Genomic DNA, 11,108 nt, shown 5'->3' with positions numbered 1-11,108 from the left:
CTGCCGTCTACTGCTCACGTCGTGCCCATCCGATAGCATCGCGACTCCCCGTCGTCGTCGACCTACGCTACGGTGCTGATCGAGTGCTTACAGATGACTGGGTATTTGATTGGCTTTGAATCTGAAGTCGCCTCACGGTTCGGGGGTGAACGCCGAAGGTACGAGCGACTTCACTGATCGGGTTGGTTTCGAGCATCGTGATGGCGAGTGATCGTTGCGCCGCGGTGAGGGCCGGCTTGCGTCCAATGTGCCGACCGCGCGCTCGCGCCGCGGCAATCCCGGCACGTGTTCGCTCGCTGATCAGCCGTTGTTCGAATTCCGCTAGCGCGGCCATCATATGAAAGACCAGCATGCCGCCGGCGGAGTCAGTGTTGATGGACTCGCTCAACGAATGGAAATTGATTTCCCGATGTCCGAGGTGACTGATGAGCTCGACCAGTTTGCCGAGGGAGCGGCCGAGTCGGTCGAGCCGCCAGACCACCAGCGTGTCGTTGATGGACAACTCGGTCAAGGCGTTCTCGAGACCGGGGCGCTGGAACTCCGAGCCGGAGATGCCATGGTCGGTAAAAATCTGTTGGCAGCCGGCCTCGGTCAGGGCATCAATCTGCAGCGCAAGATCTTGCTCATCTGTTGAAACACGCGCGTATCCGATTTTCACTGCTTGCCCTTGTGTTTGGCCGGACATCCGCTTGTGCAACGGTGCGACAGGGTGGACGGGCAGGGCCGCCACGGGGGCGGTGGGTCGACAGATATCGAAGACGAATGCATGAGCATGGCGGCGGATGGTGGAATACCTAGATGGGAAGGGGATGGCGTGCGGGCAGGCATCGGGCAAAGGCCGGTGTGCAAATCCACATTAAATAAGGGTCTGACTCTATATATTGCCGTTCCGATCCGGCTTGTCAGCTCGTACTTTTGGGGGGCGGATGATTTGGAAAATTGCACGAAAACGACGGAATGTTAAGCAAAGTGAATTCTGGAAAATGCGGATCGAATTGTACTGGACAAAAGGGGTCCCTTTTGTCCGGCCGCTCCTACCCCCCGCAGAGCCCCGTCCCGCCTAGGACGATACGCTTAAAAACTACTTTGATACAAAGGACCCTTTTTCTCAGGGGTCCGATGGCGGGCCAAGGTGGTCGCAAAAACGAATGAAATCGTTGCCGTGCGGACGGGGTAATTGACCATGAAAATCGAGGAAACCTTCGGGTCGAATTGCAAGGGGCGGGGGACGTCGATGCGGCCCTTCATGCGACACAGGCTCCGGCGAGAAGCCGTGGGCGCGGCGGAGATTTCGCAAGCGATCCACCGTGGTGCCATCGAGTTGGCGTGTCAACCAATTGTCAGACTGCAGCAATCCAGCACGACCCTGTACCGAGAATGCCAGGCACGCCTGCGCCTGGCCGACGGGCTGCTATTGCTGCCGAATCACTTCACCCCCTATCTGCATCAGCTGGGCATTACGGCGCGTATAGATGCACTCGTTGTGCGTCGCGCGATGGCGTTACTCAGTAGCGGGGCGTCTTTATGTCTGGGTATCAATCTCTCGCCGTCTGGTATGAGTGATCTGGCTTGGTGGGAGCCGGTTCTCGATGAGTTGGCGCGACGTCCCGAGATCGCGCGACGACTGGTGTTCGAGATCCAGGAGACGGCTGTGCTGGTGCCGGGTACGGGGCGCGCGATTCGCAAGGCGCTGCGGGCGGCCGGGTGTCGTGTGGTCATTGACGGGTTCGGTGTCCGATATGGCGTGCAGACGGCGATGGAGATCGACGCGCCCGACATCATCAAGCTGGATGAATCGCTACTGTCGGGGCTCACTGCGAAGCAGGCCCGACGCGTCGCGGGCTTAGTGGCCTTGGCGCGAGATATGGCGCCTTGCGTGGTGGTGGATGGGATTGAGTGCGATGTCGCATGGCAGGTCGCTCGAGATGCCGGAGCGCAATGGGTGCAAGGCAGTTGGGTGGGCGGTGAGCGGTTGCTCCCAAGGCTGGGATGGTTGGGCACGCTCGAGCGCGAGGTTGATCAATTGGCGCGTTTCGTCGACCGGGCAACGCTCTGAGCATGGACGGGCGAACGACGGTCGGGCTGTCACGGTGAGCGGGGGGCAGTCGACAATTTTGATCTGGATGAAGGCGGGTGACGCATTGGATAGGAGGGTGCGATGAGGCAAGACGCAGAGGTGTTGTCGAGCATTGTTCAATTCTGGCTGGTGAGGCAGTCAGCGGTTGGCGAGGAAATCGGTAATGCAGCCGATGTCGAGCGACTGATGGAGCGGCTACGGCAATCGGCAGGCTTGCTGATCGACTACTACTTGGAAGGAAAGTGTCGTGCACAGGCACGGGAGGCGTATGACGCGGGCATCGTTGCGGGATTTTACGGCGCGGCGTCGGCGATTGCGTGGCGAGGCGAGGCGGGTACGGACGGTGAGCATGAAGTCGACAAGACTGCATTCGCAGGTGGATTGCGGCGAAGGATGTATTGCCGCGGGTACCAGCAGGGCCGGGCCTTGCAGAATTTGTTGAGGTAATCGATCGGAAGCTGAATAGTGTGAAGTGAGGGTGAATTGCGGTCCGGAGTTACGGTTTATTAGTTAGGATAACTATTAACATAATTGGTTTATATTAATTAATAAGGATTTCAAAGATGAACAAAATCTATCGAACAATTTGGAACAAAGCGTTGGGCGCGTTTGTGGCGGCTTCGGAAGTTGATCGAGCACACGGCAAGGGGGCGTCTAGAATTTTAGGTGGCAGTATGTCTGACAATAGAGTCAGGCTTAGCAGAATTGCTTATATGTTGTGTGCGATTGGCCTTGTGGCGATGCCGTTTGATAGGGCTAATGCGTGCTCGTTCGCATGGGGCGGGACATCGCCGGGGACGACGGGAAATAATGCAGTTACTTGTACTGGAATGTACCCTTTAGCGGTTAATAGTGGTGAATTTGGCAGCAACGATTTGGGCGCGATATCATATTTAGGAGGCTCAAACATTGCATATGGCTACGGTAATTTAAACACTGCTATTGGCGAACGGTCGAGAGCCGGGACGGCGCAGAGTGTGACCGATGGCTGGAATCAGGCGTTGGGATCGTATGCAACTGCTTCTACTGGCTTGAACGGGACGGGCGGGGCACAGGCAGTTGGTGTGAATGCCACAGCGTCAGCAAATTACGCACAGGCGTTTGGGACCTCCGCAACGGCATCGCAGGAGAATTCGGTCGCGATTGGTCCGAACGCCGTTAGTAGCAACGCAGGTGCTGTGGCGCTAGGCGCTGGATCAGTGACATCGGCGGTGGTAAATACGCCCAGCGCAACAATCGGTGGGCAATCCTACACGTTTAGTGGCACGAATGCGGCTAGTACGGTGAGCGTAGGTGCGACCGGTACGCCGCGTACCGTTACAAACGTTGCGGCGGGTCGAGTGTCGACGACGAGCACGGACGCAATTAACGGCTCGCAACTCAATGCAGCGGTGACAGCAATCAATACGCTGTCGACGTCGACGTCGACGGGGATTAGCTCGTTGTCGACGGGGTTGAGCACGACGAACAGCAACGTCGGTTCGCTGTCGACGGGGCTGAGCACGGTAAATAGCAATATTGCGTCGCTGTCGACGGGTGTTGCTAACGCTGTTCAATACGACAGCCCGTTGCGTAACTCGGTGACCCTCGGCGGCGTCGGCGCGACGACCCCTGTCAGGCTGACCAACGTTGCAGCCGGCACGGCTCCCACCGACGCGGTCAACTTCGGTCAGTTATCCTCGTTGTCGACGTCGACTTCGACGGGACTGGGCTCGCTGTCGACTGGGCTGAGCACGACGAACAGCAACGTCGCGTCGCTGTCGACGGGGCTTGGTTCGCTGTCCACGAGTCTTAACGCCACAAACAGCAACGTCGGTTCGCTGTCAACGGGGCTGAGCACGACGAACAGCAACGTCGCGTCACTGTCGACGAGCGTGTCGAATCTGTCGACGACGCTGAACAACGTGAACTCCGGCAACACGAACTACTACAAGGTCAACGATCCGAATGCGGCGCCGTCGCAGGCGAGTGGTCAAGGTGCCATGGCGGGCGGCGGTGGTGCCGTGGCATCGGGCGATCGGAGTGTGGCGCTCGGTAAGGATGCGACTGCGACGGGTACCAATTCGGTAGCGATTGGCGCGGGCTCGGTGGCAACTGACCCGAACACGGCCTCGTTCGGCACACCGGGCAACGAGCGACGCCTGACCAATATCGCCGCAGGGGTGAACCCCACTGATGCGACGAATCTCCAGCAGGTAAACAACGCGGTAGCCGCGGGTGTGGGGCAGGCCAATAGCTATACCGACCGGCGTATTGCGGATACCAACAAGGCAATCGGTGACGTGGCCAAACACGCGTATTCCGGGATTGCGGCGGCGACGGCATTGACCATGATTCCTGAAGTCGATCTGAGTAAGTCGATTGCGGTGGGGGTGGGTGCCGCAAGCTTCCAGGGTCGCGTCGCAACAGCGATTGGTGTGAGCGCGCGCCTGACGGAGAACCTGAAACTGAAGGCGGGCGTTGGGTTGAGTAGCGGTGGCCAAACTTACGGTGGCGGCATGTCGTACCAGTGGTAAGCGAATGACCTGCCCGGGCATATGAATGCTCGATGTGTCCGGGCGTGTGCTCATGGGTGCGATGTTAGCGCTGTCTCGAGGATGTGGATATAGCCACGTCAAAAAGGATTACTAATTAAATTAGAACAGGAGTTTAAATAATGAAGGCAATCAATCTACTGCTGGCGCTTGGTGCTGCTTCGGTTCTGGCCGGCTGTCTGTCGAGCGGGCCGACCTTTACGGCTCGCTCGGTTGCTCGGGTGGACGGGCCTGCTGCGTACGAAGTGACCTGTTATGGGATCTTCGAAGGTCGCAATACTTGTTTCACGAAGGCCAAGGAGATCTGCGACAAGTACGCCAAGGGCAAACCGGTGTATTCGCTGGAAGACTATGCGCCGCTTGGTTCGCGCACCCAAGGCAAGCCGGATACGAACGCGCTGGTGTTCCAATGTGGTGCACCTGTCGAACCGCCGAAGCCGGTCGCGCAACCGGTCGTGCAAACCCCGGCGCCTGCGCCGGTGGTGATGCCGCCGCAAAAGGTATCGCTGGGTGGGGACGCGTTGTTTGATACGAACAAGGCGACGCTGCGCCAAGCAGGCCAGGAAAAGCTCGACAAGCTGCTGGAAGAGGCAAACGGGATGAAGTTCGACCGTGTGACGGTCGACGGTTACACCGATTCGCGAGGCTCTGCTGCGCAGAACCAGGTGCTGTCCCAGCGTCGCGCACAGATGGTTGCAGGGTACTTGAAGTCACATGGGCTGGACGCACGGGAATACGTGGTGAAGGGTCATGGTGCAGCCAATCCGGCGACCTCAAATGCGACGGCGCAAGGACGCGCATTGAATCGTCGAGTCGAGCTCACGCTCGAGGCGCTGCGGTAATTGAGGGCGCATGCCGCCGGACTCGGCGGCACTATTGCTGCCTGTCGCGATGCGATAGATGGTTGTAGAGCGGCTCGGTCAACTGGATCCATGAATGGGAATCCGATAGATGAAACGCAACCTTCATTTGGAAGCGGTGGATATCGCACTGGAGCGAAATGATGTGGTGGGTGCCGCCATGATGTTGGATGCGCGCCGAGCCGCGGAATCGAAGGATCCTCATGAACTGGTCCTGATTGCACGCGTACTAATGCTCCGTGGGCGAGGTCAGGAAGCGAAGGCAATGTTGGCACGCGCGCTGGAACATGACGAACATCACGTTCAGGCATTGGTCGAGTGTGCGCGTCAGGCGATTGCGGCGGGTGAACTGCCGGCCGCCAGCGACTGGTTTGGCCGAGCTTGGCAGGAAGGTTGCCACGGCGAGGCATGGGTGATCGAGTGGGTGGAGTTGTTGGTGCATCTCGGCGATCACGCACGCGCGGACGAGATCATGCAGGTGCACTGTGTGTGTGCTCCAGGAAGCAGTGAGGGGTGGTTCTGGCGCGGGTATATCCAGCACGTCAGGGGCGAGTACGCACCGGCCCTGGTGTCCTATGAGCGTTGCGTACGGCTGAATCCCGATCGACCCATGCTTGCCAACAATCTTGGTGCACTGTATCTGGAGCGAGAGGATATGGTGCAGGCACGCCAACTGCTTAAGCGAGCACTGGTCGATGATCCACGCAATGTGATGGCGTGGACGAACTACTCGACGGTGCTGCGCCTGAACGGCGAGCTTGCTGCGGCACTGATCGCGGTTGAGCGGGCTTTGGCGCTTCAGCCGGACTATTCGATTGCCCTTCAGGCCCACGCGAATGTATTGAAAGAGTTGCAGGAATGGGACCGGGCCTGGGCGTCGATCAAGCGTGCTCACAGCCTGTCGCCCGATGCGACGACTACATGGGCTCTGGCGATGTTGCAGTTGATGCGGGGCGAATACGCCTCAGGCCTGGCCAACCATGAAGCCCGCTGGCACGGTTCACGCGAATTGCGAAATCGCTATCCCGATTTGCCCATCCCGTCGTGGGAAGGTCAGCCCTTAAAAGGCAAGACGCTCGTGGTGTGGGGTGAGCAGGGCCGTGGTGATGTGCTGCAATTTGTCCGGTTTGTGCGGCCACTGGCCGAGCGCATCAAGCGGGAGGGCGGCACGCTGGTCTACTGCACGTACCCCGAGTTGCAACCTTTGCTCCAGCGCAGCTTGGCCGGCATCGTGACACCGATTGTGGCAACCCAGGACCCGAAGACGTTCCCGACTGGAGATTGGCAGGTGCCACTGGCCAGCTTGCCGCTATGGCTTGGTGCGGGTCTTGAGGACTTGCCTATGTGCCATCGGTATTTGACGGCCGATGCGGAGCGGGTGGAGGCATGGCGAGAACGTTTGACCGGCTCGCGCGGGATGAAGGTCGGGCTGGTGTGGTCCGGCAGTCGCACGCATCAGCGCAATCCGATGCGATCGGTAAATCCGGTTGCATACGCGCAAGCATACGCGGGCATCGAAGGCGTTAAGTTCTTCAGTCTGCAAAAAGATGCGCAAGACGACGTCCAGTCCATAAGGCGAGTCGGTTTGCCGATTACAGATCATACCGCGGAATTTGCCACGTTCGATGATACGGCGGCCTATCTCAAAAACCTCGATCTAGTCATCACCGTATGCACTTCTGTCGCACATCTTGCCGGGGGGCTGGGCATACCGACATGGCTGCTGCTGGACGTAAATCCGCACTGGGTCTGGATGCTTGGACGCGAGGATAGCCCATGGTACCCGTCAATCAAACTCTATCGGCAGACATCGTACGGTCAATGGAATCCTGTTTTGCAACGCGTCGCGGTAGACCTGGCGAAGGTGGCCGAGTGTTGTCATTCGATGTGACGAACGGACTGTATAGATAAATAGAGGGCGAGCGAATGAATCATATCCACCTTCTCAAAGAGAGCGGCCAACAAGTTTGGCTCGACAGGATGTCAGCTGCAGAAAATGTATTTCTGGCTTTGGCGATACCCATGATCGGGTTTTTTCTCTATCAGTTGATGAAGCTATCGATAAATTCAATCTAAACGTGCAGTAATGAAGCTTGAACAAGGTGATGTACTTCGTTTGTCCAGCGCGCGCCAAGCGTACGTGTTAGGCGAATGCGAGCCGGTATGGTTGGCTGAAGGTACCCAAATGACAGTGGTCAGGGCGCTAGGCAATCAGAAGTCGCCATCAGGTTATGTACTTGAGGCGTTTGTGCGTGAACGCTGTCGTCACGCGCTCATGACGGTGTGTCCGGACGAAGTCCATAAATGAAATGCACATTTTTGACCTGGCTCGTCTGTGTATTGGTGTGCAGTGTACTGACAGCGTGTGAATTAACACCGGATGCTGCGATGAAAGATCAATTGGTGACGGTGTTACCGAACGCCAGGACCGATGTGGACAAGCAATTCAGTGTGGCCATACAACCTAATGCTGGAGAAAGCCATGTTACAGAGTCTGAAGGCTTATCCAGTCGACCGAGGCGATCGAGCGACGAAGTTGTCCAGCTCGGTATGGCGTCCTGGTACGGCAAGCCGTTTCATGGGCGCCGTACGGCAAACGGCGAGCGCTTCAACATGTATGCACTGACAGCAGCTCATCGAACATTGCCATTGGGAACGCACGTGCGCGTTACGCACCTGGTGAGTGGTCGCTCGGTGCTTGTTCGAATTAATGACCGCGGCCCGTATGTGCGCGATCGAATCATCGATTTATCGATGGCCGCCGCTGAGCAGTTGGATTTGTCTAGAACGGGTACGGCACAGGTGATGATCAAATCAGTCTCGATGCCTGATGGCCTGCGAAAAGCAAGCGTGATACAGGAGAATATCGAATGGAAGAGAAAGTGAAAGAATACCGAGAATTGATCTCGATGCGCGCGAAGCTTGACGAGGAAATTGAAAGGATGCGTAAAGCGGAGCGCCATACTGCCATACGAGAGATTGGAAAACTCATTGTGGAGTTTGGCATTAACGCTACCGAGTTACGCGAAATCGTAAGCGGTGTGAGACGCAAGAAGCCACAGGCAAAGTATTGGGATCCTCTCACGGGCGCCACGTGGTCGGGACGCGGGCGGCGGCCGAAATGGCTGAACGATTCGAATAGAGATACCTATCGCCTGCCTTCACATGAAGAGCAGCCTGGCGCGAAAGACACGCCAGAGCCGAAGGAGAGCGGGGAGCAGGAAAGTAGCTCGCAGCACGATTGATCGTTCGAAGCGGCGTGCAAGACTGGATTTCAAATGCTTGGGATAGTCGCGACCAGATCGTTGGATTGCTTCAGTGGGTTTTAAGCAGCTCAATCCATTTCAAGGGACAACATGTCACTGCAACAACGCTTTGCGGCAGAACTGCTAGGAACCATGTGGCTGGTATTGGCCGGATGCGGCAGTGCAGTCCTTGCTGCAGCTTATCCGTCGCTGGGGATTGGATTCGCTGGCGTATCGCTCGCGTTTGGTTTGTCAGTGCTGACCATGGCGTATGCGATCGGCCACGTGTCCGGCTGCCATTTGAATCCGGCCGTGACGGTTGGTCTGAGCATTGCCGGGCGTTTTCCGGCGCGCGATGTCATTCCATACGTGATGGCGCAGCTTCTGGGTGCGGGATGTGGCGCCTTGGTCTTGTGGATCATCGCCACTGGACATCCGAACTTCGATCTCGTTGGTAGCGGTTTTGCCACCAATGGGTATGACGACCGTTCGCCTGGACACTATTCGATGTTGGCCGCCTTTGTATGTGAGGCCGTGCTGACTGGATTCTTTCTTCTTGTGATTCTGGGGGCAACAGATTCTCATGCGCCCCGTCGATTTGCGCCGATCGCGATCAGTTCGTGCTTGGCATTGATTCACCTGATTTCGATTCCAGTCACCAACACCTCGGTCAATCCGGCGCGTTCGACCGCACCGGCTTTTTTCATCGGGGAGGCGGCTGTTAGCCAGTTGTGGCTGTTTTGGGTTGCACCGCTTGTTGGCGCATGCGCGGCGGGCTTGTATTACCCCGTGCTTGTTGGGGAGCGGCCGCGGGCGGCGTAATGGAACTTGGCTTGATCCGAACGTCTGGGCGGAATTTGTTCATGAGGGCGCCGAGGGAGCGGCGCGGATCACTCCAGGAAGACTGGAGCATGATCAGAAGCAAGGACTTGGCCTGAAATGGATTGAGAAGTGCTAACGCTCAGTGTGAGCGCGAAAGATTCTATCGCGATGCCATGACGATGCATCGATCGAAGCGGCGCGTCATTCGGATATTCCGAGATACACGGAGGTGACGATGCGTTGTGCTGCGTTGTTTATTGGTTTATGTGGCGGCAAAATCGATGGATGGAGTAGTCCACCGAATAGGCGAAATCGTCGCTATAAGGTTGCGGTACGTATTGGGTTTTAGGATGGATGTATCCATGTATTAAGGAGGATGCATGTCTCTAATATCAAGTGAACGAACTGAATACGACGGTATGTTAAAGCAGTCCGAGATGCGATCGCATCGATCGCGCATAGCGATTCTGGACCTCAACATTGAGCGGGCTTGTTTTGTCGAGCGCATTCTGTGTGATGCTGCCTTGACATGTCAGCAATATGTGTCTGTCCGAGAATTGATTCACGACCAAAGTACTCAACCCAGTGACGTGATCGTCCTGGGTAGTGAAACAACTGAGGGGGGGGGCGACAAAGCACTGTCTCAGATTAGACAAAACAAGCAGACGCATCGTGTACCAGTGTTGGTCGTGGGTGGGGCGTCCAACTATCAAGCTGTTTCAATGATGGAGTCTGGGGCTGATATTGTTGAAATCTGGCCGATCGGTGCGAGTGTTTTGGTGGCTAGGGTCGACGCACTCGTGCGTCGTGGCCATACGAGCGAAATCACTTCGCAGCGTGAATCGTATGGTGCATACATATTTGATGTGCAATCGAGACGAGTTTGGAGACATGGTAAGGCTGTCAAGCTGACGCCCAAGGAATTCAAGATTGCCTTGTTTATGTTTCGTAATCAATCATCAATTGTTTCGAACGAAGCACTGATGGAATGGGCATGGGGGCGTGTTGATGCGGAAGAGGTATTGTGGCGGACGGTGGTGGTGCATGTCTCGCGAATCCGTCAAAAACTCGATTTGACTGGAGTGGATGGATACTGCCTGAGTTTTGTGGCGAAACGCGGATATCGACTATTGAAAATATAGCGATAAATAGTCAATTTATCATTGTCGGTGTGGCGAATTATAAGAAAAGTGTTTTTTGATGGCGTATTAAGTAGGTCGGTGTGATCGTCTGCATCTGCACTGTGAGATCTGTTGTGTTGATGCTTTCGATTCGCATGCGCGATGCCGTACGCCACGGTTCGCGTAGCTACGGTGTGTATCCGGACAAGATGCTTGATTTTTGGAGATTGCGGGAAATCTATAAATCGTATGTGCATCGAAATGGAAAGAATCCGCTGGTGCTAAATGGGAGGAGGTGTGGCTATTTGGGCGGAATTTGAAAATAATAAAGGTAGCCTGAATGATGGCGCCTATGTGCCTCTGTTGAGGCACAAGGGTGCATCATTGGCGATACTCGTTTTTCTGATGGGCTGGGCGGGCGCTTCAACCGCGCAGCCGACGCCACAAGA

The 11,108-nt window shown here is 56.5% G+C and carries 10 protein-coding genes; 9 read left to right on the top strand and 1 reads right to left on the bottom strand.

Annotation, left to right across the window (positions count from 1 at the left end; translation table 11 throughout):
* Positions 1-67 precede the first annotated feature (67 nt).
* Complete coding sequence (locus ACPUER_RS34810; protein WP_425133340.1) at positions 68-658, bottom strand: recombinase family protein; 591 nt, start codon at positions 656-658, stop codon at positions 68-70.
* A 525-nt stretch (positions 659-1,183) separates the two neighbouring features.
* Between ACPUER_RS34810 and ACPUER_RS34805 the strand changes: the two genes are divergently transcribed.
* The 9 genes from ACPUER_RS34805 (at position 1,184) to ACPUER_RS34765 (ending at position 10,680) form a co-directional block, all read left to right on the top strand.
* Positions 1,184-2,056: an EAL domain-containing protein gene (locus tag ACPUER_RS34805; RefSeq protein ID WP_425133339.1), complete on the top strand. Its 873-nt coding sequence runs from the start codon at positions 1,184-1,186 to the stop codon at positions 2,054-2,056.
* 102 nt (positions 2,057-2,158) lie between these two features.
* Positions 2,159-2,524 carry a hypothetical protein gene (locus ACPUER_RS34800; RefSeq protein ID WP_425133338.1) on the top strand — a complete coding sequence of 122 codons (366 nt, stop codon included), beginning with the start codon at positions 2,159-2,161 and terminating at the stop codon, positions 2,522-2,524.
* Between the two features lie 116 nt (positions 2,525-2,640).
* Positions 2,641-4,593 carry a YadA-like family protein gene (locus tag ACPUER_RS34795; protein ID WP_425133337.1) on the top strand — a complete coding sequence of 651 codons (1,953 nt, stop codon included), beginning with the start codon at positions 2,641-2,643 and terminating at the stop codon, positions 4,591-4,593.
* A gap of 140 nt (positions 4,594-4,733) precedes the next feature.
* Positions 4,734-5,453 carry an OmpA family protein gene (locus tag ACPUER_RS34790; RefSeq protein WP_425133336.1) on the top strand — a complete coding sequence of 240 codons (720 nt, stop codon included), beginning with the start codon at positions 4,734-4,736 and terminating at the stop codon, positions 5,451-5,453.
* Positions 5,454-5,562: 109 nt separating this feature from the next.
* Positions 5,563-7,362 (top strand): tetratricopeptide repeat protein, encoded by a 1,800-nt coding sequence (locus tag ACPUER_RS34785; protein WP_425133335.1) that lies wholly within the window; start codon positions 5,563-5,565, stop codon positions 7,360-7,362.
* Between the two features lie 497 nt (positions 7,363-7,859).
* Positions 7,860-8,357: a septal ring lytic transglycosylase RlpA family protein gene (locus ACPUER_RS34780; protein WP_425133334.1), complete on the top strand. Its 498-nt coding sequence runs from the start codon at positions 7,860-7,862 to the stop codon at positions 8,355-8,357.
* Positions 8,342-8,716: an H-NS family nucleoid-associated regulatory protein gene (locus tag ACPUER_RS34775; RefSeq protein ID WP_425133333.1), complete on the top strand. Its 375-nt coding sequence runs from the start codon at positions 8,342-8,344 to the stop codon at positions 8,714-8,716. Before ACPUER_RS34780 ends, ACPUER_RS34775 begins: the two co-directional genes overlap by 16 nt.
* Positions 8,717-8,827: 111 nt before the next feature.
* A complete protein-coding gene (gene aqpZ, locus ACPUER_RS34770) occupies positions 8,828-9,538 on the top strand; it encodes an aquaporin Z (protein ID WP_425133332.1) in 711 nt (236 codons plus the stop codon).
* Positions 9,539-9,918: 380 nt separating this feature from the next.
* Positions 9,919-10,680, top strand: coding sequence for a response regulator transcription factor (locus ACPUER_RS34765; RefSeq protein WP_425133331.1), 762 nt, complete (start codon positions 9,919-9,921; stop codon positions 10,678-10,680).
* The last annotated feature ends 428 nt before the right edge of the window (positions 10,681-11,108 follow it).

This window comes from Burkholderia sp. DN3021 (assembly GCF_049805555.1).
Taxonomy (GTDB): domain Bacteria; phylum Pseudomonadota; class Gammaproteobacteria; order Burkholderiales; family Burkholderiaceae; genus Burkholderia; species Burkholderia pyrrocinia_C.
The sequence above is the reverse complement of the archived record's forward strand: the minus strand, read 5'-3'. Positions and strand labels throughout refer to the sequence as shown.

Coding starts and splice junctions, on each gene's coding strand:
- ACPUER_RS34805 (WP_425133339.1), top strand. CDS start 1,184: ATGAAAATCGAGGAAACCTTCGGGTCGAATTGCAAGGGGCGGGGGACG.
- ACPUER_RS34800 (WP_425133338.1), top strand. CDS start 2,159: ATGAGGCAAGACGCAGAGGTGTTGTCGAGCATTGTTCAATTCTGGCTG.
- ACPUER_RS34795 (WP_425133337.1), top strand. CDS start 2,641: ATGAACAAAATCTATCGAACAATTTGGAACAAAGCGTTGGGCGCGTTT.
- ACPUER_RS34790 (WP_425133336.1), top strand. CDS start 4,734: ATGAAGGCAATCAATCTACTGCTGGCGCTTGGTGCTGCTTCGGTTCTG.
- ACPUER_RS34785 (WP_425133335.1), top strand. CDS start 5,563: ATGAAACGCAACCTTCATTTGGAAGCGGTGGATATCGCACTGGAGCGA.
- ACPUER_RS34780 (WP_425133334.1), top strand. CDS start 7,860: ATGAAAGATCAATTGGTGACGGTGTTACCGAACGCCAGGACCGATGTG.
- ACPUER_RS34775 (WP_425133333.1), top strand. CDS start 8,342: ATGGAAGAGAAAGTGAAAGAATACCGAGAATTGATCTCGATGCGCGCG.
- aqpZ (WP_425133332.1), top strand. CDS start 8,828: ATGTCACTGCAACAACGCTTTGCGGCAGAACTGCTAGGAACCATGTGG.
- ACPUER_RS34765 (WP_425133331.1), top strand. CDS start 9,919: ATGTCTCTAATATCAAGTGAACGAACTGAATACGACGGTATGTTAAAG.